The sequence below is a fragment of the Hyphomicrobium album genome (genome assembly GCF_009708035.1).
Taxonomy (GTDB): domain Bacteria; phylum Pseudomonadota; class Alphaproteobacteria; order Rhizobiales; family Hyphomicrobiaceae; genus Hyphomicrobium_A; species Hyphomicrobium_A album.
Genome location: NZ_WMBQ01000001.1, coordinates 543,212 through 567,434, shown reverse-complemented (window position 1 = coordinate 567,434; position 24,223 = coordinate 543,212). Strand labels below are relative to the sequence as shown.

The following is a 24,223-nucleotide window of genomic DNA, read 5'->3' as shown; positions in this document are numbered from 1 at the left end:
TCCCAAGGGCATTTCCGGCCTTGTTTCCCCAGCACCGGCCGATAGAGCCGCGCGATGAAGCGATTGACCATGTTATGCGACACTTTGGCATCGAAAGACGGCGGGGCGCAAGCCGGGTTGCCACTTAGCAAGGCCATGAGAGGAACGAGGATATGAGCTCGGCGCTTTTTCGCGGCCGTCGCGTTCTGTGGATGCCATTTGCGGCCGAGTGGCAGCCACCGAGCAGCGACGTGCGGCTATGCTGTGAGGGCATGCAGGCGGCGCTGGCGTTCGACTGCGAACAGCACGCTGATCCGTTCGCCTGCGCCGACGCGCTCGTCGTCTACAACGAGATCTTGGACGAATACGGAATACCGGTGCACGACGGCGGGCCGTCGTACGTGCTCATCACGCATTGTCCGTGGTGCGGAGCGATCCTGCCGGAGGGCCAGCGCGATCGCTGGTTCGACGAGACCGAAGCGCTGGGCCTGGCCAGTGATGCGAGCTTGCCGGCGAAGTATCTGACCCGCGCCTGGCGGACCCAGGGCTAGAACGGCGGCGCGCAGTCCGGGTAGCGATGGGCGGCACCGGCGCTATCCCTGACGATCGTTTCGAGCCCATGTGTCTCAATGTACTGCGGGCCGACGGGCACCTTTCCGTGGGCGCCGGGAATGTCGAGCACGTAGGTGGGCATCGCGAGTCCCGATAGGCGCGCCCGCAGCGCCCGCATCAGCGCCTGACCTTCGTCGATGGACGTGCGGAAATGGGCGGTACCCGGTGCGAGGTCTCCGTGGTGCAGATAGTAAGGCTTCACGCGCATCTCGACGAAGCGCCGCATAAGGGCTTCGAGCGTCGCGACATCGTCGTTCACGCCTCTGAGCAAGACACTCTGGCTCACCATGGCGATACCGGCATCGATCAGACGCTTGCAGGCATCGCGCACTGCGTCGGTCAATTCGCGCGGATGGTTGGCATGCAGCGCCACGTAGACGGTCTTTGAAGTGGAGTGCAGGGCGTCGACGAGCGCCGGTGTCACGCGCTCGGGCGCGACGGACGGCACGCGCGAATGCCAGCGGACGATCTTGACGTGGGCGATGCTGTCGAGCGCCTGCGTCACCTCGGCGATGCGCCGCGCAGAAAGGACCAACGGATCGCCGCCGGTCAGGATCACCTCCCAAATTTCGGGATGGGTGCGGATGTAGGCGATGGCGGCTGCGAGATCGGCCTCCGATAGGGCGGCGCTTTTGCCGGGTCCGACCGTCTCGCGGCGGAAGCAGAAGCGGCAATACACGGGACAGACGCTGACGAGCTTCAAGAGCACGCGATCAGGATAGCGGTGCACGATGCCGGCGCGGGGGCTCTTTATGTTGTCGCCGATGGGATCGCCATCCTCGACAGGCAAGCGGTCTAGCTCACGTGTATCAGGCACAAACTGGCGCGCGATCGGATCGTGGGGATCGGAGGGATCGATCAGCGCGGCCATGGCCGGCGTGATGGCCACCGCATAGCGGGCGCTAACCTCAGCGATCTCGGCGGCGCGCTGTTCGGAGATCAGGCCTGCGTCGGCGATATCGATGGCCGTCGTCAGCGTTCGACGGAATGCTGTCATGGCGCTCTCCGATCAAGCATCGCATGTGCAGGCGAGCATAGAGTGCCGCGCGCGCCACACCGAGCGAAGTTCCCATCCGGGCATGTTGATAGTGGGGACACACTGGGACAACTCGACCACAGACCGCCTCTTTTCGCGTAGGGATGGCGCCATCGAGTGCATGCGTCCCTTTAGTCCGAGGATTGTGAGGAGGCGTTTATGCGTCGTCATTTGCTTGCAGTTTTTGTTGCGTGCGCGTCGATCGCCGGGGTAGCCGAGCAGGCTTTGAGCGACGGGGCCCCTTACGAATACGCCGCACCGACGTACACCCCAGTCAACGATGGCTGGAGAGGCTTCTACCTGGGAGCCCATCTCGGCGGAACCTGGGGCAGCTCGTCCGCGAACGGGGAGACGGGCGTTACGCTCGACGATTCATGGAGTTCCTCGCCGAGTGGCCTCGTGGTAGGCGCCACCCTCGGCTACAATTGGCAGCTCGGTCCGATGATCTACGGTATCGAGGCCGATCTCGGCAATCTGGGGCTCGCAGGCAGCGGCGGATACTACGTGCCGTTCGGCTACGACGCTTCGACGAGCACGGATGCTGGCCTCTATCTGACGCTGCGGGGACGCCTCGGCGTTCTGATGAACGGTTGGATGCTGTATGCGACCGGCGGCTATCTCGGCTCGGAGACTGAGGTATCGGTGCTCGAAGCCTGCGACGTCTTCTGTTCGACGCCCGTGGTCAGCGCATCGAATTCCGGCTTCCGCAACGGGTGGACGATCGGCGGCGGTCTCGAGGCCACGATCGAAGGCCCGTGGACGGCAAAGATCGAATATCTCTATTACGACCTCGGGTCAGTGAACCTCACCACACCGGCCGGCACCGGCATCGGCGCCAATACCTGGAACGTCGAGACGGACGGATCGCTCGTGCGCGCGGGTATCAACTACCGGTTCAACAGCCTCAAGTGGGGGCAATAGCCCTTCGTCGAACGTGGGGGCTGGGGGGTGCCTGCTCCATGGCGGCTTGGTCTCGGCCGCCATGGAGCTTGGCGTTCTAGCGGAGGCCGCCCGAGGCGGTGAGGCGCTCGCCGGTCACCCAGGCGGAATCGTCCGAAGCGAGAAACACGGCCACCTTGGCGATGTCGTCCGGCTGGCCCATCCGCCCGAGTGGCGTCCGCCGGACGATGTCTTTCTCGAACTCGCTGCCGATGACGCCGATACTGTGCGTGCCTTCCGTCTCGACGCCGCCCGGGTTTAGTGAGTTGACGCGCACATTTCTCGCGCCGAGCTCGTGCGCAAGCACGAGGCTGATCGTATCGAGCGCGCCCTTGGTGCCAGAGTAGACGGCAGCGGTCGGTGTGGGGCTGAAAGCCGCGACCGAACTCACATTGATGATCGAGCCGCCCTCAGCCGGAAAGTGCTTGAGCGCCTCCTTGATCGTCAGCAGTGGTCCGAGAACGTTGATGTCGAAATGCCAGCGGTAGTCCGCCTCGGTGACGTCCTCAATGGGGGCGAATTTGTACACGCCGGCGTTGTTGACGAGCACGTCAACCTTGCCGAATGCCTTCTGCGTCGCGTCGAACAGCGACTTGACGTCAGCGGCCTTGGCGACGTCGCCGCCGACGGCGACGGCCTTGCCGCCCTTTGACGTGATATCGGCGACGACCTTGTCGGCGCCTTCACGGCTCGATGCATAGTTGACGACCACCGCGGCGCCTTCCGCCGCCAGCGCCTTGGCAATGCCGGCACCAATACCCTTGGACGCGCCGGTAACGACGGCGACCTTACCGCTAAGCTTTCCCATCACACCCGTCTCCCGATAATTAGACCATCATCTATTCGATGGGCATCTAAGGATCAGCTCGGACGGGATCAAGACCCGGGAGGGGTGCGGCGGATTGTTGGGGGTTAGATCTTCGCCAGGCGCGAGAGATACGCCCGCAAAATGAGGCGGTTGACGTTCATGCTCATGCACTTGCCGGAGCGGGTGACCTCGATCAAGCCTGCCGTCTCGAGCTCCTTCAAGTGATGCGACAGCGTCGCGGCGCTCACCTCGTGCGTATCGAGGAGGGCGGCGCAGGGGAGTGCATTCTCGGCCGCCCCGATCTGCTCGAGGATCTGATAGCGGCGCGGCTCGGCAAGCGCGCGGGCGATGAGGGCGAATTGCTTGTCGGAGAGGTGCTGGTCGCGCGAGTTCGGCATAGGCGGAAATATGGCGCTTCGTCAGCCAAAGTCCAGTTTGGGAAGGTTGCGTCAAGTGTCGCGCGGCGGCGGCGTCCATAGGACCTGGTCGATGCGCGTGGCGCCGACAGCGAGCATGACAAGCCGGTCGAAGCCGAGTGCGCACCCCGACGTCGGCGGCATGTGTGACAACGCGGCGATGAAGTCGTCGTCAATCGGGTAGCGCTCGCCGTAGCGCTCCTCTTTCTTGTCCATCTCGGCTTCGAGGCGGCGGCGCTGCAACTCGGGATCGGTGAGCTCGCCGAAACCGTTGGCCAGCTCGACCCCGCAGCAATAGAGCTCGAAACGCTCGGCGACGCGCGCATCGTGCGCGCTCGGTCGCGCGAGCGGCGCCTCGCTCGCCGGATATTCGGTGAGCAACGTCGCGCGGCCGTTGCCGAGTTTCGGTTCGATCAGCGCCGTGAGCAACTTTGAGAAAATGTCGGCCCAGGTGTCGTCGCCGCGCACGGTGATGCCGGCCGCATCCGCCGCGGCTGCCAGCGCGTTGCGATCATCGATGGTGGCGAGAAGATCGATGCCGGCATAGCGGTTGAATGCGTCTGCCACGGTGAGCCGCTCAGGCGTGGTGCGTGGATTGCACGTTACGCCATGCCAGGAGACGAAGCGGTTGTCGGCCGTCTCCGTCGCGAGCTTCAAGAGGGCGGCGCAATCCTCCATCACCGCCTCGTAGGGTGCATCGGCGCGATACCATTCGAGCATGGTGAACTCGGGCGCGTGCAGCGCGCCGCGCTCGCGATTGCGGAAGACCGGAGCGAAGGTGAAGATCTGCCGTTCGCCGGCAGCAAGCAGCTTCTTGCAGGCGATCTCGGGCGAGGTGTGCAGGTAGAGGCGACGCCGGGAAAGATCGGGCGCGATCTGCTCGGTGGCGAACGCGTGCAGGTGCGCTTCGTTGCCGGGCGAGACCTGCAGGCAAGCGGTCTCCACCTCGATAAAGCCCTGTGCCTCGAACCAGCGGCGGATCGCCGCCTTAATCCTAGCCCGCGCGGCGAGCAGGGGTCTGCGATCGGCATAGACGTCCGGGGTCCACCAGGGGCGATCAGCGCTCATGGCGTCTGTCTAAACCAACTCACCCCATCTCGCCCACCGTCGTCATCCCGGGGTTTGTCCCCTGGATCCATCGTGCCGCAGGCTCCGTCCCAGACGCGAGATGGAACCCGGCAACAAGTGCCGGGATGACGGTATTGCACCCCGGAGGGCACCGCCTTGGCCTTTGCCACCGGAAAGGGTATGAGAGCCCGCAAGTTTCCCCTATCGGCCGATCGCGAACGCGCCTAAGCGCCGGCGCCGGCCCTCTGCAATGGAGCATTTCGTGGCTAAGGTCATCGCCTCATCGGTGCGCAAGGGCAATGTGCTCGATCTCGACGGCAAGCTCGCCGTCGTCATCCACGCCGAGAACATTCATCCCGGCAAGGGCACGCCCGTCACGCATCTCGAGATGCGGCGCATCGCCGACGGCGTGAAGGTCACCGAGCGCTACCGCACGACCGACCAGGTGGAGCGCGCCTACCTCGACGAGAAGGATTACAACTACCTGTTCGAGGATGACCACGGCTACACGTTCATGCATCCGGAGACCTACGACCAGATCATCGTCTCGAAGGATGTGGTCGGCGATCAGGCGCAGTGGCTGCAGGAAGGCATGACCTGCTCGGTGTCCCTGCACGAGAGCGTGCCGATCGCCATCGAGCTGCCGGCGCGCGTGACGCTGGAGATCGTCGAGGCCGATCCGGTGGTGAAGGGCCAGACGGCATCGTCTTCCTACAAGCCCGCGAAGCTGGCAAACGGGGCGCGCATCATGGTTCCCCCGCACATCGGCACCGGTACGCGCGTCGTCATCATGACGGTCGATGGCTCCTACGTGGAGCGCGCCAAGGACTGACGCGCCTCAGCGTCAATTGTTGTCTTCCGGCTGCACCATCATGCGCCAGGCGCGCACCTGCAGCATGCGCTCAGCCGTATTGGCCATCAGGCAGTTGGCGCCGATCGGCTGCGCCATGGTGCCGCCGTCGAACAGCTCATAGGAGATGGCACAGTCGGCGTCGCGCAGGCCGATCCACTGGCGCTGCGCCTTGACGATGTCGTCCTTCGCCTTCCCCTCGACGGCGCCGAGCAGCCGCTGATACTCGGTGTTGAGCAGGCTGTCCCAGATCTCCGCCTCCCTGTTGGAGCAGGCGCTCATCGCGTGGGTGGACTGGTTTTCCGGCTTGTCGAGGCAGGCGTCGGCGATGCGGCCGATGCAGTCGTGCGGCTTACCGTTGTCGGCGTCGGCGCTTTTCAGGCACGCCTCGATGACGGCGGCATCATCCGCGGCGGCGGGAAGCGTGCACGCGACGAGAAGCGCGAGGCAACAGACTGCCAGTCTCCAAAGCGGCAGCCGCGAAGTCGATGACATTCGTAATCCCTACTGGTCGTCGCCCTGCGCCATCTCGCGCCAGCTCTTGATGAGGATCGCCCGATCGGCCGTGTGGTTGCGCTCGCACTCGGCGCCGAGGATCTTCACGATGGTTCCGCCGTCGTAGAAATAATAGGGCACACGACAATCGGCGTCACGCGCTTCGATCCACAACCGCTGCGCCTTCTTCACGTCGCCGGCGGCCTCGTCCTTCAACAGCGGCAGGAGGCGCTTGTACTCCGCATTGAGGATGTCATCCCACGCCTTGGTCTCGCCCATGATGCAATCGACCATGCCGGGAGTCGACTGACCCTCCGGCTTCTTCATGCATGGACCGGCGACGGTATCGATGCAGGCGCGTTCGCGCCCGGCGTCTCCCTTCGCCCCTTCGAGGCAAACGGAAATCTCCTTGCTGTCGTCGGTGGGTGTGGCTTCGGCAGCGGCGGTGGCGCTGACGAGCACTGCAAGGCTGACTATGACGGTGCGGAGACGGTTCATTGGGCCCTCCATCGAGGCGTGGCGCGCGGCCCCGAATGTGTGCCGGACACGTTCCCAATTCATTGATCTGGCGCGGCGAATTTGCACGAGCCGGCCCGATACTCGGGAGCCTCACCGGCTAGCCGAGCGACTTCCGCACTTCGAAAATTTCCATGATGCGGGCGCCGCGGTGCGGGCCGTCGCACACGAATGTCCAGCGCCCCTCCGTGTAGGTGTCGCACATCTTGACCCCCTTCACGAGGATCCAGTGGCCCTCCTTGCCCTTGTGGACGGCGAGGATGTAGTGCGCCCAGACGTTGCGCGGCTTCTGCATCCACGCCCATAACGTCGGCCGCTCCTTGCGCGGCTTGGCCATGTAGGTCTCTTTCAGCGTCATGTCGTAGCCGAACTGGGCAAGGGCGGCGGCGACCTCGTCTGAGCCGGTCCCTTTGACGACCGTCTTGCGCGTGCAATTGCGGTCCGTCCGGATGATTTCCTCGATCTTGGAGATCGGGTAGCCGGTGATCGCCGACAGAACGTAGGGGCCGCAGAAGGCCGTACGGCCTGTGTCGTTGTTGGCCTCTGAGAGGCTCGACGTCATCCGCTCGATGCCGGGGAAAGCTTCCATGTCCGATCCGTGACGCTGGGGCCTTGGTTAATGAAATGTCATCGCAATAGGTTTACGAATAGTTAACGGGCGTCCGAAGGCGACGAGGGGAAGCTGCATGTTCGTGGTTGTCGTATTTCTCGAGGCCGAGGGCGGGCGGCAGGACGAATTGGCGGGTGCGTTGCGCGTTCATGCCCGCACCTGCCGGGAGCGCGAGGCCGGATGTCAGAGATATGACATCAGTGTCGACCCGCTCGAGGGCGCGGCGTTCCTTCTTTATCAGATCTATGACGACGAGGCGGCGCACCTCGCGCACCGGGAGATGCCGCACTACGCAGACTTCCGCGTGCTCACCGATCCGTGGACGAAATCGCGGCGTGTGCTCACGTACCGTGCAGTCGATCTGACGGACGACACTTGAGCCGTAGTAAAGCCACCACCACGTCCCACGTGTGCCGCTGTGCTGCAGTCCTCTTAGCTCATGGGTGCGCTAATGTCCGCATCAGGCCCTCAGGCGAAGGACCAGGCTTTGAACGTCTCGTTTCTCCAGGAGCTGCTGAGCTCGGTCGCCGAGCAAGGCCGCTCGCTACTCCCCAAGTCACTATTCGGGATCGACGCGGGTGAGAATGTCGAGGAACTGTCACGCGCCCTCGTCTCCGGACGGGGCGAGGCGTCGGGGGTCGCGATCGCACGCGAGCTCCTCGACCAGTACGCAAGACTTGATGGCGCCGCGCGGCTGACGTTCTTCCGCTTCCTGGCGACGCAGATGCAACCCGACCCTGTGCGCGTCGCCGAGGCGGCGCGGACGCACCTCGACGATCCGACGCCAGACTCGCTCGCCAAGCTGCAGAAGGCGCTGGAGAGCCCGCGTACCGAGTTCTTCCGACGCTTGAATCTCGCACCCGGTGCCACGCCCGAGATCGTGGGAATGCGGCGTGACCTCTTGGGCCTGCTGCCGGCAGAGACCGATCTCGCGGCCGTCGACGCCGACCTGCGCCGGCTCCTCTACGTGTGGTTCAACCGCGGCTTCCTGGTACTGCGCCGCATCGACTGGAACACGCCGGCAGCGATCCTCGATAAAATAATCCGCTACGAGGCGGTGCACGAGATCCAGGGCTGGGACGACCTGCGCCGCCGCCTCGATCCCGCCGATCGACGCTGCTTCGCGTTCTTCCATCCCTCCCTGGTGGACGAGCCGTTGGTGTTCGTCGAGGTGGCCTTGTTGCGGGAGATGCCCGACGCCATCGGCCAGGTCCTGGAAGAGCCGCATGCCGAAGCGATCGACAAGCCGCCGACCACGGCCGTGTTCTATTCGATCTCCAACTGCCAGGAGGGCCTCAAGGGAATCAGCTTCGGCAATTTCCTCTTGAAGCAGGTCGTCGAGGAGCTGGCGCGCGAGGTGCCGAGCCTCAAGAATTTCGTGACCTTGTCGCCGGTACCCCAGTTTGCCGCGTGGCTCGATAAGGTAGCTCAGAAGGACAATCACCCGGTTGCCGAGGAGGCACGGGCACTTATCAAGCTCATCCGCCGCGCCGGCTGGCCGAACGGCGAGGACGATTCCGAGTTCGCGGCGATCGAGACGGCGATGATGGCGCTCGCGGCACACTATTTCCTTCTCGCCAAGGGCTTCGACGGCCGCCCCGTCGATCCCGTATCCCGCTTCCATCTTGGTAACGGAGCGCGGCTCGAGCGCATCAACTTCCTCGCCGACACCTCGCAAAAGAGCATGCGGGAAGCCCACGGGCTGATGGTCAACTACCGCTATGAACCCAAGGAGATCGAGCGCAACCACGAGGCGTACGCGAACGAGGGCATCGTCGTCGCGTCGCGAACGGTCCGCGGACTTCTGAAGCTCAAGGGAAAGGCGCGGGCGACTGCCGCCGACCAGGAAACACCGGCCCTCCCACCGCCGCTGCCGGAATCAGCGAAAACCTGACCAGTGCCCCGGTTCCAGGGTCTTGCCGGCGGTCTCTTTGGCGGAGCTGCTGTCCAGCACTTGTCACTCGTCGGCCTCCCCGGGCACAATGTGCTTCGCGGTGACGCCGACGGACGTCGCAGCGCCCAACCGAGGCTCCGTTCAACCGTCGGAGATCAGCCATGCGCTACGGTGACGATGATCGCGAGAGCCAGAACGTCGAGGACCGGCGCAGCGAGCGTGGTCCGATGTTCCGTTTTCCGGGCGGGGGTGCCGAAGGGCCGCGCATCCAGATCCCCTTGACCGGCGGCGGACTGACGACGCTGCTGATCATCGGCGCGATCATGCTGTTCCTTGGCATCAATCCGCTGGAGCTGCTGACGCAACAGTACCCCGACGTGCCGCAGCTGCCGCAGACGGAGGTGCCGAAGTCACCCGGGCGGCAGGCGCAGCGCGGTCCCGACATTCCCGGTCTCCCGGGCGGGACAAGCGTGCGGAGCGAGGATGACATGAAGCGGTTCGTGTCGCAGGTGCTCGCCGATACTGAAGACGTGTGGACACAGGTCTTTGGCGGTTTCGGCAAGCGCTACTCCGAGCCGCAGATGGTTCTCTTCGCGGGAGCGACGCGCACGGCATGCGGCACGGGCGTGGCGCAGATGGGTCCGTTCTACTGTCCGCTTGATCGCAAGATCTATATCGACCTCTCATTCTACGACATGCTGAAGCGTAAGTTCGAGGCGCCCGGCGACTTCGCGCAAGCCTACGTCATCGCGCACGAGGTCGGGCATCACGTGCAGAAACTGCTCGGCATTGCCGACAAAGTGCAGGAACTGAAGGAGCAGTCGGGTGAGTCTGACGCCAATGCGCTGCAGGTGCGCATGGAGCTGCAGGCCGACTGCCTCGCCGGCGTGTGGGCGAACTTGAACGATCAGGTGAAGAACCGTCTGCAGCCCGGCGATGTCGAGGAAGGACTGAACGCGGCGAGCCAGATCGGTGACGACATGATCCAGCGCCGCACGCAGGGCCAGGTAGTGCCCGACGCGTTCACGCACGGAAGCTCAGCCCAACGGGTCCGCTGGTTCAAGAAAGGTCTGGAATCGGGTGAGATCGCCCAGTGCGACACCTTCAATACGAACAGTCTTTGAAGGGATACAAAGTCGCAGGATCTGGAGGGTGCCTTAGCAACCGTGGCGCCCATATAGGAGTTATGCCGCCGGAAAGGCTTACGCCATGGAGCTACGTCACCGGGTCGTAATTCCCCTCGCCGCCGCCCTCGCAGGTCTGGCGGGTAGTTTCGTTGCCCTGCGCCCGGCCGCGGCTACACCCACCGTCGTCATCGAAGTCCCTTCCGGCCGTCAGCTGCCCAAATCCGGCGAGCCCCCGCCCGAGATGCGGCTGCAGGCCATCGTGGCGCGCGCGCTCGATGACTCTATCGCTACCTGGAGCCGGTTGATGAGCTCGCGCGCCGTCGAGGTCGCGGCCGTCAGCGTGCGCTTCGTGTCGCGTCTTGCGCCGGACAACTGCTACGGCCTCTATACCGGCGACGGGCCGGCCTACTGTAGCGGCAATCGCACGGTTTTCGTCGGCACTGATTTCGCGAACGGCCTGATGAGCAAGTTCGGGCGGCAGGCCGAAGCCGGCATCGCCTTTCTCATCGGTCATGAGGTCGGCCACCACATCCAGAACTTGAACGGCCGCTTCCACGTGCTGAGCCAGGCGCTGTATTCCTCGCCCGAGAATGGACCCGACTACGTGCGGCGTTTCGAATTGCAGGCTGACTGCCTTGCGGGTGTGTGGATCCACGACAGTCCGGCCTGGGCCAGCTCGGATCAGTTCCGCGCCGACCTCCTAGCCGTGCTCACCGATATTGGCGACGACACGCTGCTGACCGGTCAGCCGGAGGCAAAGGTGCGCCGCGTCGGCCTGCATGGAACGGCGGAGCAGCGCAAGCGCTGGTTTCTACGGGGGGCTCAGTCCGGGAACCCCGAGGCTTGCGACACGTTCGGCGTGCCGCAGCCCTAGGGTTCGGCGCGCTTAGAAAGCGTTGCCGCGATACTGGCTGACTTCGCACGGCATGCCGTTATCCGTCATCGTCTTGCACACCGCCTTTGCCGCGGCGACCGTCTCGAGCGGACCGGCGACGAGGCCGTAGGTGCGCTCGTCCGCCTTGCCGCTTACCACGTAGCGCGGCTGCAGCGACTTAACCGTCGTCGAGTGGCGATCGTTGAGGATCGTCCAGCTCAGCCTCAGTGCGTCGAGCGACGGGCCCGTCGCGAGCAGCACGCCGACCGGCGCCGGCTTGGGTGGCGCAGCCGCCTTCTTCTCGATGCTGCCGGTTTCGATCGCCGGAACGGCCGCTGGCTTCGGTGCGGCGCTGGCAACTGCAGTGGGCACCACATCGGGCGCCTTGGCGACGACCTGCTTCTTCGCAGCAGCCGGCTGCGCAGGCGCGGCCGCGACCTTGTCGGGTGCGTGCGCTGAGCGCTCCAGCGTCTCGACCTTCTCCAGCAGGATGCGGTCGCGCTCCACCGCTTCCTGCATGCCCGCCTTCACGTTGGCGACATCCATCTTCATCTCGCCGAGGCCCTGCTTGAGCGGGTCGATGTCGGCCAGCGCGCGCTCGACGGTTCTTTGCGTCTCGACGATGGCCGTCTGCGACTCGCTCGGCTTGTCCCGCCACAAGGCGACGAGATCGGGTCTCGCGCCGAGGAAGGTGAGATAAGCCACGGCCAAGCTGGCCGCGAGCAGGTAGAGCAGCACGTAAGGGGTGAAGGTGCGGCGCCGCGCCGGGGCGATGGGCGAGTGGAGGGACATTCTTCTTCTTCCACGGGTTCTGACGCGGCACAGGGTCTGAGCTGGGAGCTGGCGGCAACGAGGGCGCGCCTGCCCTGGAATCATGCAAGCGAAGTTCGGTGAGTCGCCTCCTAGGGGCAACGGAGCGTCCCAATGGCGCCACGCGCCGCCTGTGGAAGGAATCGAGCGCGTTGGCAACCCATTGGAATTGCCCGTCATTCGTCCGCGCATGTGCCCGGCCGGCCACATGATGTGCAAGTGGACGGGTCACAGCCCCGGACACATTCCCGCCGCCTTGTTGGGTGCTGGGGACGCCCGGTATAGAACTCGTGGAGTATCCAGCTTCGTCGTGTGAGTCTGGTTCGGCGTCGTCGCACTCAACCGCATGCCTGTCGTCAATCACCCCGAGAGCCCGATGAGCCGCCCACCCCTGCTTGTTGTCGTCCTCGCGGCCGGTCAAGGCACGCGAATGAAGTCGGCGCTGCCGAAAGTGCTGCACAAGGTCGGCGGCCGCTCGATGCTGGGGCACGTGCTGGCGCTCGCTCAGGGGATCGGCGCGAATGCGCTTTCGGTCGTCGTGGGACCCGGCATGGAGGCCGTGCGGGCCGAGGCTCTCGCGCAGGCGCCGGGGGCGAAGATCCACCTGCAGGAACAGCAGCGCGGTACTGCGGATGCCGTGCTGGCAGCGCGTGACGCTCTAAAGGCGCACAACGGCGACGTGCTGGTACTTTATGCGGACACGCCCCTGCTGACAGCGGACGCGCTCGAGCGGTTGCGAGCTCGCCTCGATGACGGCGCGGGAATTTGCGTGCTCGGCTTCGAGGCCGGCGATCCGATGGGATATGGCAGGCTGCTCACCGAAGGCTCAGGCTTCCTCAGCGCCATTCGCGAAGAGAAGGACGCAAGCCCGGCAGAACGTGCCGTGCGCCTCTGCAATTCGGGTGTCATGGCGTTCCGGCTGCCCGATCTGCTCGGCGTGCTGTCACGCATCGGCAATGCCAACGCCAAGGGCGAGTACTACCTCACGGACGTCGTGGAGATCGCGCGTGCCGGCGGCACGCGTGCCGCCGTCGTCACCGGCGCTGAAGAGGACGTGCTGGGCGTCAACTCGCGCGATCAGCTTGCCGTCGCCGAGTCGATCTTCCAGAGGCGCGCGCGCCTCGCCGTGATGCGCGAGGGAACGACGTTGATTGCACCCGAAACGGTTTGGCTGTCGTTCGACACCAAGCTTGGGCGCGACGTCGTCATCGAACCGAATGTCTTCTTTGGTCCGGGCGTCACCGTCGAGGACGGCACCGAGATCAAGGCAAACTGTCACTTCGAGCGGGCCCGGATCGGGAAGAACGCGCGCGTCGGCCCGTTCGCACGCCTGCGTCCCGGCGCCGACCTCGGCGCCAATGTGCACGTCGGCAACTTCGTCGAGGTGAAGAATTCGACGCTGGGTGTCGGCGCCAAGGCCAATCATCTGTCGTACATCGGCGACGGCACCGTGGGGGCGGGCGCCAACATCGGCGCCGGGACCATCTTCTGCAACTACGACGGCTTCCTCAAGCATCGCACCGAGATCGGCGACGGCGCGTTCGTGGGCTCGAACACCTCGCTCGTGGCGCCGGTCAAGATCGGGGAGGGGGCATATATCGGCTCGGGCAGCGTGATCACGAAGAACGTCGCGCCGGGCGCCCTGGCCCTGGGACGGTCGGCCCAAGAGGAGCGGCCGGGATGGGCGGCCAAGTTCCGCACTATGATGGCCAAGCGGAAGGCAAAGCCCGGTTAGGCATTATGCAAGCAATCCGGCGGCGAGTAACCGTTGTCGCAGAAACAATCTGTGATTTGAGCGACATATTAAGCAAACGCTAGCAGTATGATAGCGCGCTAGCTTGAAGGATTCGCATCGTATGTGCGGCATCGTCGGAATTATCGGACAGAAAGCGGTGGCCACCGATTTGGTCGACGCGCTGCGCCGGCTCGAATATCGCGGCTATGACTCGGCCGGCATCGCCACGGTCGAAAACGGACATCTCGAGCGCCGCCGCGCTGAGGGCAAGCTGCGCAACCTGGAAGGGCGGCTGCTGCAGGAGCCGCTCAGGGGACACACCGGTATCGGTCATACGCGCTGGGCGACGCACGGCCGTCCGACCGAGCGCAACGCGCATCCGCACATGAACAGCCAGGTCTCGGTCGTGCACAACGGCATCATCGAGAACTTCCGCGAGCTCAAGGCCGAGCTCGGCGCCAAGGGCTACGTCTTCGAAAGCGACACCGATACCGAAGCGATCGTGCACGTCGTCACCGATGAGCTCGCCAAGGGCCTTACGCCCGAGAAGGCCGTAAGCCAGGCGCTGGGCCGTCTGCACGGCGCGTTTGCGCTCGCCATCATCTTTGCCGGTCACGACGATCTCATGATCGCTGCGCGGCAGGGCTCGCCCCTCGCCATCGGGCACGGTACGGGCGAGATGTACCTGGGCTCGGATGCCATCGCGCTGGCACCGTTCACCGATGCGATCACCTACCTCGACGAGGGCGACTGGGCAGTGCTCCGCCGTGACGGCGTCGAGATTTTCGACCGCAGCGGTAAGCACGTCGAGCGACCGCAGATCAAGTCGGTGGCCTCGTCGCTGCTGGTCGACAAGGGCAATCATCGCCACTTCATGGCGAAGGAGATCCACGAGCAGCCCGAGGTCATCAGCCACACGCTCGCCAACTATATCGACATGGCTGAGGCGACGGTCACCGTGCCCGATCTCGGTATCGATCCCGAGGCGCTGCAGCGCGTGACGATGTCGGCCTGCGGCACCGCCTACTACGCCGGCCTCGTCGGCAAGTACTGGATCGAGCGCTACGCGCGGCTTCCAGTCGAGATCGACGTCGCCTCGGAGATGCGCTACCGCGAGCCGCCGCTGTCACAAGGCGGCTTGTCGTTGTTCGTGTCGCAGTCGGGCGAGACCGCCGACACGTTGGCAGTGCTGCGCCATGCCAAGGCGGAGCAGCAGCGGATCGCCGCGGTGGTCAACGTGCGCACCTCCTCGATCGCGCGCGAGTCCGACGTGGTGCTGCCGACGTTGGCGGGACCGGAAATCGGCGTCGCTTCGACCAAGGCTTTTACCTGCCAGCTCTCCGTCCTCGCCTGCCTCGCACTTGGTCTGGCGCGGGCGCGCGGCGAGTTGACCCGCGAGGAAGAGCACGACCTCGTGCAGGCCCTGATCGAGGTGCCGCGCCACATCTCGACCATTCTGCGCAACGAGGAGCAGTTCGAGGCAATCGCCTCCATGCTTTCGAAGGCGCGTGACGTGCTCTACCTCGGGCGCGGCACGAGCTACCCGTTGGCGCTGGAAGGTGCCCTGAAGCTCAAAGAGATCTCCTACATCCACGCCGAAGGCTATGCTGCCGGCGAGCTGAAGCATGGACCAATCGCGCTCATCGACGAGAACGTGCCGGTGATCGTCGTCGCACCGCGGGACGAACTGTTCGAGAAGACCGTCTCCAATATGCAGGAGGTGGCTACCCGCGGCGGCCAGATCATCCTCATCTCGGATGCGGCCCCCGAGGCGGTGGGCTGCAAGGTCGCCGCCCACATCGCCATGCCGACTGCGTGCGAGTTCACCAATCCGCTGCTTTATGCCGTGCCGGTGCAACTCCTCGCCTACCATACGGCGGTAATCATGGGCACCGACGTTGACCAGCCGCGCAACCTCGCCAAGTCGGTCACCGTCGAATAAGGGGACAAGGGGCGCTCGAGCCGGCCCCGGATTTGCCTCTATAGTGCGGTTGGCTTACCGTCCCGCCGGGATTTGGTGGTGGCTCAACGGGTTCGGATCGGACGATGGGGGACTTTCTGCGCAATCTGACGCTGTTGCTGGCAGTGGCTGCATTTGCCGCGCCGGCCGTGGCGTTCGACGGTCCCACCCAGAAAACCGGCGCGAAGAAATCGACGGCTGCCGAAAAGCAGCAGAAGGAGAAGGAAGCCTCGCCTGAGGCTGCCGCCGACGAAAAGGGCAAAACCGCCGCGCTTGTTCAGCAGACGTTCGATGGCGGCATCAAAGCTTATGGATCGGGCAAGTTCGAAGAGGCGCAGCGCGCTTTCGATGCGGCCGTCCGCGGCGGCCTGCCGAGTGCCCAGATGCCTCGGCTGCTCTACTATCGCGGCCTCACCTTCCGCAAACAAGGCAAGCCCGGCTACGCCGTCTCCGATCTGACGAGCGCGCTGTGGCTCAAGGGCGGCCTATCGGAGGCGGAGCGCGCCGACGCGATCAAGACGCGCGCGCTCGCCTACAACGAGTCGGGAGTCAGCGACGTGCCGCCGGTGCCGCAATCAGCGTACGCCGAAGCGCCGAAAATTCAGAGCAGCAGCCCCGCGCCCACGCAGACAGCGATGGCCGGTGGCGGTAGCTCGGCAGCGCCAGCTTCAGACGCACCCGCCGCACCGACACCGTCCTCGTCCTCGAGCGGCGGCATTGGAGGGTTCTTCTCGAACTTGTTCGGCGGCGGCTCGTCGAGCGAGGAAAAGCCGGCCGAGCCCCCGACGAGCACCGCATCGATCGGCGGCGACAACGCTCCGCCCCCTGATCCCGCCGCGAGCGGCTGGGGCGCCGCGACCGAGGTCGTCGCCCATGGGTCTGCGCCGAATGGGGCCGTGCCGAAACGCGCGCCCGAGATCGCCGCTCCGTTCGTCACCCAGGTCGCCTCCGTCGATCAGCAGCCGTCCGCCCCCGCGCCGCCGGCGGACCGCGTGTCGGCGCCGTCCGGCAAGTTCCGCCTGCAGGTTGCCGCCGTGCGCTCGCGTTCGGAGGCCGAGGCGCTGGCCGGCCTGCTCGTCGGCCGGCATGGTGGCGAACTCGGTGGCCGCCACCCGGAGGTCGACGAGTCTGTCATCGGCAGCATGGGCACATTCTACCGTGTGCGGCTCGGGCCTTACGCGAGTGCCCAGGAGCCTGAGCAACTGTGTGCGGCGCTGCGCTCGGACGGCTTCGACTGCCTGGTCCTGGGGCAATAGCACCACAGCGCGACCGTCTGCCGAAGCTTTAGCGGGTAGCGATCTATCCTGCGCCCTTACGCCGGCGATCAAACCGTGGGAAAGTCCGGCAAGCTCGACCGGCGGACAGTGCCGCGCGAGGCGACCTCGTTGGCCAGGATCCGAGCGGATTATCGATGAGCCCAGCCGATCCCCGCAGCAAAGGCCCTCAGGAAGCGTCGGCTGAGCTGCGCGCCGGCTTGCGCAGACTGGTGCGCGAGGATCCCTCCACCGCCGGGTGGCACATCGGCGCGCGGTTGCGCAACTACTTCCTCACCGGCTTGGTCATCGTCGGCCCCGTGACCATCACGCTCTATTTCGCCTGGTGGTTCATCAACGTCACCGACGCGTGGATCAAGCCGTTCGTGCCCGCGGCCTACCTTCCCGACACCTACCTGCCGTTTCCCATTCCGGGCTTCGGGCTCGTCGTCGGTATCATTGCCCTGACGCTCATCGGGGCACTCGCCGCCAACCTGTTGGGCCGCACGCTCATCTCGTTTGGTGAGCAGATGCTCGGGGGCATGCCGATCGTCCGCAACGTCTACAGCGCGCTGAAGCAGATCTTCGAATCCGTCGTCAGCGCCACCGGGCCCAACCAGGCGTTCCAGAAGGTCGGATTGATCGAGTTTCCCTCTAAGGGCCTTTGGTCGATCGTGTTCGTCACCGGGGAGACGACGGGCGAGGTCGGCGCCATGATGCCCGGTGGCGAGGAAGACCTGCTGACCGTGTTCATGCCGACGGGGATCGTGCCGCCGACCGGCTTCGTCTGCTTCCTGCCGCGCCGCAATGTCGTGTTCCTCGATATGAACATCGAGGACGCGGCGAAGGTGATCATCTCGGCCGGCATGGTGACGCCGGAGAGTCAGGCCAAGCTGCGCGACCTCGCCGAGCAGGCGCGCCGCAAGCCGAAGATCACCACGGGCCCCGCCGCGTAGATCAAGCGGCGCGGAACAGGCGCACGGCCTCGTCGCATTCGAAGATGTAGAGCAGCGTGCGCAGCGCCTGGCCGCGCGGGCTCGCCAGCATCGGATCGGCGGCGAGCAGCAGCCGTGCATCGTCGCGCGCCGCCGTCAGCAGCGCCTCGAAGCCCGGCACCTCGGCGACCCGAAATCCCGGCGCACCGCTCTGGCGGGCCCCCAAGACCTCGCCGCCGCCGCGCAATTCCAGGTCCTTCTCGGCGATGAGGAACCCGTCCTCGGTCTCTTCCATCATTTCGAGGCGCGCCTTCGCCGTCTCGCCGAGCGGCGCCTTGTAGAGCAGCATGCAATAGCTCTCGCGCGTTCCGCGGCCGACGCGGCCGCGGAGCTGATGCAGCTGAGCGAGCCCGAAGCGCTCGGCGTGCTCGATGACCATGATGTTGGCGTTGGGGACGTTGACGCCGACCTCGATCACCGTCGTCGCGACGAGGATCTTGAGCTGCCCGGAGGAGAACGCCTCCATGGCTGCGTCCTTCGCCTTGTCCTGCATGCCGCCGTGCAGGAGGCCGACGTTCTCCTTGCCGAATAGCTGTACGAGATGGGCGTGGCGCTCCTCGGCGGCGGCGAGCTCCGACACCTCCGAGCTCTCGATCAGCGGGCAGACCCAATAGACCTGGGCGCCGTCGGCGAGCTGCGTGCGCAGGCGCTCGACCAGCTTCTCCATCTTGCCGGTCGGGATCTTCTTGGTGACGATCGGTTTGCGGCCCGGCGGCTTTTCGGTGAGCCGCGAGACGTCGAGGTCGCCGTAGTGCGTCATCACCAGCGTGCGCGGGATGGGCGTGGCGGTCATGACCAGCACGTCGGTGCCGCTGCCGTTGCCCTTCGACTGCAGTTGCAGGCGCTGGTGCACGCCGAAGCGGTGCTGCTCGTCGATGACGGCAAAGGCGAGATCGCGGAAGACGACGTCGGCCTGGAACAAAGCGTGCGTGCCGATGATGATGTCGATATCGCCGCTGGCGAGCCGGTCGAGAATGTCCTTGCGGCCGCGGCCCTTCTCGCGCCCGGTGAGCAGTCCGACGCGCAGCCCGGCCTTGTCGGCAAGCGGACCGATCGTTTCCAGATGCTGGCGGGCGAGCACTTCGGTGGGCGCCATCAGCGCCGCCTGCCCGCCGGCTTCCACGGCAATGGCCATCGCGAGGAGGGCAACGACGGTCTTGCCGGAGCCGACGTCGCCCTGCAGCAGCCGGAGCATGCGGCGTGGCGCACCCATATCGGCTTCGATCTCGCGCATCGCTTCGCGCTGGGCGTTGGTGAGCGCGAACGGGAGGGCGTCGGCGAGCTTGGCGCGCAGGCTGCCGTCACCCTTCACGATGCGCCCGGGTCGCGACTTGAAGTTCTGTCGAACCAGCGCCAGCGCGATCTGGCCGGCGAGGAGCTCGTCGTAGGCAAGCCGCTGCCACGGTGCGCCTCCTGCCGATACGTCGGCGCCATCCGTCGGCTTATGAAGACGCTGCAGCGCGTCGCTGAAGTCCGGCCAGGCGCGCGCCTTGATCCAGGTGGCCTCCTGCCACTCCGGCACGGGACGCAGGCGCTCGAGAGCCTGCCGCGTCGCCTTCTGCACGATCTTGCCCGACAGGCCAGCGGTGAGCGGGTAAACCGGCTCCAGCATCGGCAGGTCGCCGCGCGCCTCGGGCGGTACGATGTAGTCCGGGTGCGACATCTGCAGTTTGTCGGAATAGCGCTCGACGCGTCCCGAGACGTAGCGCTCCTCGCCGACGGGCAATTGCCGCTCGATGAACTTGCGCTCGGCGTGGAAGAACACGAGGTCGAGCTTGCCCGTGTCGTCCTCCACCTGGACCTTGTAGGGCGCCCGATTGTTACCCCGCGGCGGCGGCTTGTGCTTCAGGACGCGCACCTTGAGGGTGGCGATGCTGCCCGGCACGGCCTCGGCGATGGCGGGTTCGGCCCGGCGGTCGACAACGCCGGTCGGCAGATGCCACAGCAGGTCGAGCACGCGCGGTTCGGTGATCCCGGCAGGCAGGTTGACGCATTTCCGCATCAGCAGGATGAGCCGCGGACCTATCCCGGTCAAAGACTGCAGCGATGCGAAGAGGGGCGTCAGCTCGATGGGCCGCATGGGCGTTAGTGTCCCGAGTCCGGAGTTCGCCGGTGGGGGCCGCTGGGCTGTGTAGCGAACTCCGGACTCATAAGGGACACTACAAGCGACTGCTTGCCAGTGTGATTCAGATCGAGAAGTTCGCTCTCGACCATCTCGCAAATGATGGCGAACTTCTCGATCATCGCACTGGCTGGCCTCGACAGATCAGCGGGGAGGGCGCGGGAAAAGTGTCGCGCCAGACTGAGGACGTGGGCTCCTTCCGCCCTTTGCGCGATGCGGAACGAGCGCTATATCAACGTCCCGAACCCTACAAGCGTGGCGGTCGGTCTGCGCCGCGTCAAGCCTCGCGCGCGGGTTATCCAAGAAAGCGGTACATGATGCAGGACGACCTGGAGACGCGGCGCCGACGCGCAGCCTATCGCGCAGCGCACCGCGGCACCAAGGAGATGGACATTGTCCTCGGCCGCTATGCCGAGGCCCGCCTTGCATCTATGTCGCCGACGGAGCTTGCGGTTTTCGAGCGCTTGCTGGCGCTTCCTGATCCGTTGCTCAACCAGTGGTTCACCCAGGGCTCGGTTGTCGACGCGGGCGAATTTGCGGGGCTTATCGACGGACTGCGCGCGCATCATGGGCTGTCACAGTTGGCGGCCGGCGAGGGATTTGAGACGAAATGACGGCGCCTAAGGGCAACGAGGATCACACGGCGCGCATCATCGCGGGCGTCCCCGAAGGGCTCGACGCGCTGGTGCTCGCGCAGCTCGTCAACGAGGCCGGCTCCGATAAGGCGCCAGGCACAGTGCTGCATGTGGCGCGCGACGATCGCCGGCTGGAGGCGCTCGAGCAGGCGCTGTCGTTCTTCGCGCCCAACGTGCGCGTCGTCACCTTTCCGGCCTGGGACACGGTGCCCTACGACCGCATTGGTCCGCATTCTGACATCGTCGCCAGGCGCATGGCGACGCTCGCCAAGCTGTCGCTAGGCACGCGCAAGCATCCGACTGTGGTGCTGACCACCGTCAACGCCATCGTGCAGTGCGTGCCGTCGCGCGCCTTCATCAAACGCACGACCAAGGCGCTGGCGCCGGGGCAGCGCATCGACATGGCGCGCCTGACGCAGCGGCTGGCGCTGATGGGCTACACGCGTTCCGGCACGGTGATGGAGCCGGGCGAGTACGCGGTGCGCGGCGGTATCCTCGATCTCTATCCGCCGGGGCGCTCGAGCCCGGTGCGGCTCGATTTCTTCGGCGACACGCTGGAGACGGTGAAGGCCTTCGACGTCCAGACGCAGCGCACGACCAAGCCGGTGCAGAAGCTCGCCCTCATGCCGGTGAGCGAGGTGGCGTTCGGCGAGGAGGCGGAGAAGCTCTTCCGCGCCCGCTACGTCGAGTTGTTCGGTGGCAACACGGTCGACGACCCGCTCTACGCGGCGGTGAGCGCCGGGCATCGCTATCCAGGGCAGGAGCACTGGCTGCCGCTGTTCCACGATCATATGGAGACGCTGTTCGACTATCTGCCCGGCGTGCCGGTGAGCTTCGACCATCGGGCCGATGAATCGGCGAAGAGCCGCTTCGAGCAGATTGCCGAGCACTACGAGGCGCGCCGCGAAGCGTTGGAGGAGCTGAAGTTCGGCGGACCGCCCTACAAGCCCGTGCCGCCCGACCGCATGTACCTCGACCAAAAGGCGCTGGCGGCGGAGGTCGAAAAGCATCGCTCCTACAAGCTGACGCCATTCGAGGAAGCCGAGGCACCGAACGTCCGCTCCTGGCGCGGACGCGGCGGCCGTACATTCGCTGCCGAGCGCCAGCAGGGCGACGTCAACGTGTTCGACGCGGTCGTCGGCCACATCCGCCGCATCCAGGGCGAGGCGCGGCGCGTCATCGTCGCGGCGTGGACCCCGGGCGCGCGCGAGCGACTGGCGACGCTGCTTTCGGACCACGGTCTCAAGGACGTGCAGCGCGTCGAGTCCTACGCCGAGGCGCTGGCGCTGCCGGGCACGGCGACGGGCCTGGGTGTGCTTGGCCTGGAGCAGGGCTTCGAGACGCCCGAGCTGGCCGTCATCGGCGAGCAGGACATTCTCGGCGATCGCCTGGTTCGGCCGCGCCGCAAGCAGCGCTCCGCGGTCGACGTGCTCACCGAGGCGACGAGCCTGTCAGTCGGCGATCTCGTCGTGCATGCCGACCACGGCATCGGCCGCTTTGCCGGGTTGAAGACCATCACGGTGCTCAACGCCCCGCATGACTGCCTCGAGCTGCACTACGCCGGCGGCGACAAGCTGTTCCTGCCCGTCGAGAACATCGAGCTTCTGTCGCGCTACGGCGCCGACGAGAGCGACGCGCAACTCGACAAGCTCGGCGGCGCCGCCTGGCAATCGCGCAAGGCGAAGCTCAAGAAGCGGCTACGCGAGATCGCATCGGAGCTGATCAAGATCGCCGCCCTGCGCCTGTTGAAGGAAGCGCCTGCCATTGCCGCGCCGGATGGCGCCTTCGACGAATTCGTCGCCCGGTTCCCGTACGAGGAGACCGAGGATCAGGAGACGAGCATCGAAGCCGTTCTGGGCGATCTCTCCGCCGGGCGTCCGATGGATCGTCTGGTGTGCGGCGACGTCGGCTTCGGCAAGACCGAGGTGGCGCTGCGCGCGGCGTTCGTCGGGGCGATGAACGGGCTGCAGGTTGCGGTCGTGGTGCCAACGACCCTGCTCGCCCGCCAGCACTTCAAGACGTTCACCGATCGCTTCCAAGGTCTTCCCGTCCACATTGCGCAGGCTTCGCGCCTCGTCGGCGCCAAGGGCCTCACGGACGTGAAGGAAGGGCTCAAAAGCGGCTCGGTCGATATCGTCATCGGCACGCACGCGCTGCTGAGCAAGTCGATCGAATTCAAGCGGCTCGGGCTACTGATCATCGACGAGGAGCAGCACTTCGGCGTCGGCCACAAGGAGCGGCTGAAAAAGCTGAAGGAGGACGTGCACGTCCTTACTCTGTCGGCGACGCCCATTCCGCGCACGTTGCAGCTGGCGCTCACCGGCGTGCGCGAGCTGTCGCTCATCACGACGCCGCCCGTCGACCGGCTCGCCGTGCGCACCTACATCTCGCCGTTCGATCCGATGATCGTCCGCGACGCGCTGCGGCGCGAGCGCTATCGGGGCGGGCAGAGCTTCTACGTGGCCCCGCGCATCTCCGACCTCGACGACATCGCCGAGTTCCTGCGCGAAGCCGTGCCGGAGCTGACGTTCGCCCGCGCCACCGGTCAGCTGTCGCCCGGCGAGCTGGAGGACGTGATGACGGCCTTCTACGACGGCAAGTACGATGTGCTGCTGTCGACGGCCATCGTCGAATCCGGCCTCGACCTGCCGAATGCCAACACGCTGATCGTGCACCGCGCCGACATGTTCGGCCTGGCGCAGCTCTATCAGCTCCGCGGCCGCGTCGGCCGATCGAAGGCGCGCGCCTACGCCTATATCACCATACCTATCGGCAAGGCGCTCACCGAGGCCGCCGACAAGCGGCTCAAGGTCCTGCAGTCGCTCGACACGCTCGGCGCCGGCTTCTCGCTCGCCTCGCACGATCTCGACATCCGCGGCGCCGGCAACCTGCTCGGCGAGGAGCAGTCGGGCCACATCCGCGAGGTTGGCTTCGAGCTCTACCAGTCCATGCTGGAGGAGGCGGTCGCGTCAATGAAGGGCGGCGACCTGGAGGACACGACCGAGCAGTGGAGCCCGACGATCTCGCTCGGTACCTCGGTGCTCATTCCGGAGAGCTACGTCGCCGACCTGCAACTCCGCCTCGGCCTCTATCGCCGCCTGTCGACGCTCGAGACGCGCGAGGAGATCGACGGGTTTGCCGCCGAGCTCGTCGACCGCTTCGGTCAGCTGCCGGAGGAGGTCGAGCATCTGCTCGATGTCATGGAGATCAAGGCGCTGTGCCGGCAGGCGGGGGTGTCGCAGGTGGATGCCGGCCCGCGCGGTGCGGTCGTCGGCTTCTATCGGAACTCGTTCGCCAACCCGGAAGGATTGGTGCAGTTCGTGCAGGCTTCGCGCGGCATCATCAAGGTGCAGCCCGACCAGAAGCTCGTGTTCCGCGCCGAGTGGGATTTGCCCGCCGACCGCCTCAAGGGCGTGCGCGGGTTCATCGGCCAGCTTGCCGGAGTTGCGAGTAAGGCGAAGAAGGCGGCGTGAGAGAATCGTCGGCGCT

22 protein-coding genes are annotated in these 24,223 nt (G+C 65.7%); 13 read left to right on the top strand and 9 right to left on the bottom strand.

Annotation, left to right across the window (positions count from 1 at the left end):
- The first annotated feature begins 152 nt into the window (after positions 1-152).
- A complete protein-coding gene (locus GIW81_RS02760) occupies positions 153-530 on the top strand; it encodes a DUF6980 family protein (RefSeq protein ID WP_210251896.1) in 378 nt (125 codons plus the stop codon).
- Here GIW81_RS02760 and GIW81_RS02755 read toward each other — a convergent pair.
- Positions 527-1,588, bottom strand: a complete 1,062-nt coding sequence (locus GIW81_RS02755) for a lysine-2,3-aminomutase-like protein (RefSeq protein WP_154737809.1) — start codon at positions 1,586-1,588, stop codon at positions 527-529. The genes GIW81_RS02760 and GIW81_RS02755 overlap by 4 nt on opposite strands.
- Positions 1,589-1,786: 198 nt before the next feature.
- Between GIW81_RS02755 and GIW81_RS02750 the strand changes: the two genes are divergently transcribed.
- Positions 1,787-2,548 (top strand): outer membrane protein, encoded by a 762-nt coding sequence (locus tag GIW81_RS02750; protein WP_154737808.1) that lies wholly within the window; start codon positions 1,787-1,789, stop codon positions 2,546-2,548.
- Positions 2,549-2,624: 76 nt separating this feature from the next.
- Here the strand turns inward: GIW81_RS02750 and GIW81_RS02745 are convergent, their stop codons facing one another.
- The 3 genes from GIW81_RS02745 to epmA all read right to left on the bottom strand — a co-directional run bounded on the left by GIW81_RS02745 (position 2,625) and on the right by epmA (position 4,858).
- The gene (locus tag GIW81_RS02745) at positions 2,625-3,374 is read right to left on the bottom strand and encodes an SDR family NAD(P)-dependent oxidoreductase (RefSeq protein ID WP_154737807.1); all 750 of its coding nucleotides are present in this window, start codon (positions 3,372-3,374) and stop codon (positions 2,625-2,627) included.
- 104 nt (positions 3,375-3,478) lie between these two features.
- On the bottom strand, positions 3,479-3,772 hold the full coding sequence (locus GIW81_RS02740; RefSeq protein WP_154737806.1) for a winged helix-turn-helix domain-containing protein: 294 nt from the start codon (positions 3,770-3,772) through the stop codon (positions 3,479-3,481).
- 51 nt (positions 3,773-3,823) lie between these two features.
- Complete coding sequence (epmA, locus tag GIW81_RS02735; protein ID WP_154737805.1) at positions 3,824-4,858, bottom strand: EF-P lysine aminoacylase EpmA; 1,035 nt, start codon at positions 4,856-4,858, stop codon at positions 3,824-3,826.
- A 262-nt stretch (positions 4,859-5,120) separates the two neighbouring features.
- On the opposite strand from epmA, the gene efp reads away from it, so the two are divergent.
- Positions 5,121-5,690 (top strand): elongation factor P, encoded by a 570-nt coding sequence (gene efp, locus GIW81_RS02730; protein WP_324614872.1) that lies wholly within the window; start codon positions 5,121-5,123, stop codon positions 5,688-5,690.
- A 12-nt stretch (positions 5,691-5,702) separates the two neighbouring features.
- Here the strand turns inward: efp and GIW81_RS02725 are convergent, their stop codons facing one another.
- The 3 genes from GIW81_RS02725 to GIW81_RS02715 form a co-directional block, all read right to left on the bottom strand.
- On the bottom strand, positions 5,703-6,203 hold the full coding sequence (locus GIW81_RS02725; protein WP_154737803.1) for a lysozyme inhibitor LprI family protein: 501 nt from the start codon (positions 6,201-6,203) through the stop codon (positions 5,703-5,705).
- Between the two features lie 9 nt (positions 6,204-6,212).
- Entirely contained in the window at positions 6,213-6,701 is a 489-nt protein-coding gene (locus GIW81_RS02720; protein ID WP_195930325.1) for a lysozyme inhibitor LprI family protein, read from the bottom strand.
- Positions 6,702-6,819: 118 nt separating this feature from the next.
- Positions 6,820-7,308, bottom strand: coding sequence for a hypothetical protein (locus GIW81_RS02715; protein ID WP_154737801.1), 489 nt, complete (start codon positions 7,306-7,308; stop codon positions 6,820-6,822).
- Between the two features lie 97 nt (positions 7,309-7,405).
- Here GIW81_RS02715 and GIW81_RS02710 point away from each other — a divergent pair, with 97 nt between their 5' ends.
- The 4 genes from GIW81_RS02710 to GIW81_RS02695 all read left to right on the top strand — a co-directional run bounded on the left by GIW81_RS02710 (position 7,406) and on the right by GIW81_RS02695 (position 11,224).
- Positions 7,406-7,708 (top strand): putative quinol monooxygenase, encoded by a 303-nt coding sequence (locus GIW81_RS02710; RefSeq protein ID WP_154737800.1) that lies wholly within the window; start codon positions 7,406-7,408, stop codon positions 7,706-7,708.
- 72 nt (positions 7,709-7,780) lie between these two features.
- Complete coding sequence (locus tag GIW81_RS02705) at positions 7,781-9,223, top strand: malonyl-CoA decarboxylase (RefSeq protein WP_154737799.1); 1,443 nt, start codon at positions 7,781-7,783, stop codon at positions 9,221-9,223.
- 161 nt (positions 9,224-9,384) lie between these two features.
- Positions 9,385-10,347, top strand: a complete 963-nt coding sequence (gene ypfJ, locus GIW81_RS02700; protein ID WP_154737798.1) for a KPN_02809 family neutral zinc metallopeptidase — start codon at positions 9,385-9,387, stop codon at positions 10,345-10,347.
- Between the two features lie 85 nt (positions 10,348-10,432).
- Complete coding sequence (locus tag GIW81_RS02695; protein ID WP_154737797.1) at positions 10,433-11,224, top strand: neutral zinc metallopeptidase; 792 nt, start codon at positions 10,433-10,435, stop codon at positions 11,222-11,224.
- 12 nt (positions 11,225-11,236) lie between these two features.
- Here the strand turns inward: GIW81_RS02695 and GIW81_RS02690 are convergent, their stop codons facing one another.
- A complete protein-coding gene (locus GIW81_RS02690; RefSeq protein ID WP_154737796.1) occupies positions 11,237-12,016 on the bottom strand; it encodes a hypothetical protein in 780 nt (259 codons plus the stop codon).
- Positions 12,017-12,410: 394 nt separating this feature from the next.
- Between GIW81_RS02690 and glmU the strand changes: the two genes are divergently transcribed.
- From glmU to GIW81_RS02670, 4 genes are all read left to right on the top strand, one after another.
- Entirely contained in the window at positions 12,411-13,769 is a 1,359-nt protein-coding gene (gene glmU, locus GIW81_RS02685) for a bifunctional UDP-N-acetylglucosamine diphosphorylase/glucosamine-1-phosphate N-acetyltransferase GlmU (protein ID WP_154737795.1), read from the top strand.
- 121 nt (positions 13,770-13,890) lie between these two features.
- A complete protein-coding gene (gene glmS / locus GIW81_RS02680) occupies positions 13,891-15,711 on the top strand; it encodes a glutamine--fructose-6-phosphate transaminase (isomerizing) (protein ID WP_154737794.1) in 1,821 nt (606 codons plus the stop codon).
- Between the two features lie 104 nt (positions 15,712-15,815).
- Positions 15,816-16,985 carry an SPOR domain-containing protein gene (locus GIW81_RS02675; protein WP_154737793.1) on the top strand — a complete coding sequence of 390 codons (1,170 nt, stop codon included), beginning with the start codon at positions 15,816-15,818 and terminating at the stop codon, positions 16,983-16,985.
- A 155-nt stretch (positions 16,986-17,140) separates the two neighbouring features.
- Positions 17,141-17,938, top strand: a complete 798-nt coding sequence (locus GIW81_RS02670) for a DUF502 domain-containing protein (protein ID WP_154737792.1) — start codon at positions 17,141-17,143, stop codon at positions 17,936-17,938.
- Position 17,939: 1 nt separating this feature from the next.
- Here the strand turns inward: GIW81_RS02670 and recG are convergent, their stop codons facing one another.
- Complete coding sequence (gene recG / locus GIW81_RS02665) at positions 17,940-20,057, bottom strand: ATP-dependent DNA helicase RecG (RefSeq protein ID WP_154737791.1); 2,118 nt, start codon at positions 20,055-20,057, stop codon at positions 17,940-17,942.
- A 101-nt stretch (positions 20,058-20,158) separates the two neighbouring features.
- On the opposite strand from recG, the gene GIW81_RS19325 reads away from it, so the two are divergent.
- A complete protein-coding gene (locus tag GIW81_RS19325) occupies positions 20,159-20,713 on the top strand; it encodes an FAD assembly factor SdhE (protein ID WP_324614871.1) in 555 nt (184 codons plus the stop codon).
- On the top strand, positions 20,710-24,207 hold the full coding sequence (gene mfd, locus GIW81_RS02655) for a transcription-repair coupling factor (RefSeq protein ID WP_154737790.1): 3,498 nt from the start codon (positions 20,710-20,712) through the stop codon (positions 24,205-24,207). Before GIW81_RS19325 ends, mfd begins: the two co-directional genes overlap by 4 nt.
- The last annotated feature ends 16 nt before the right edge of the window (positions 24,208-24,223 follow it).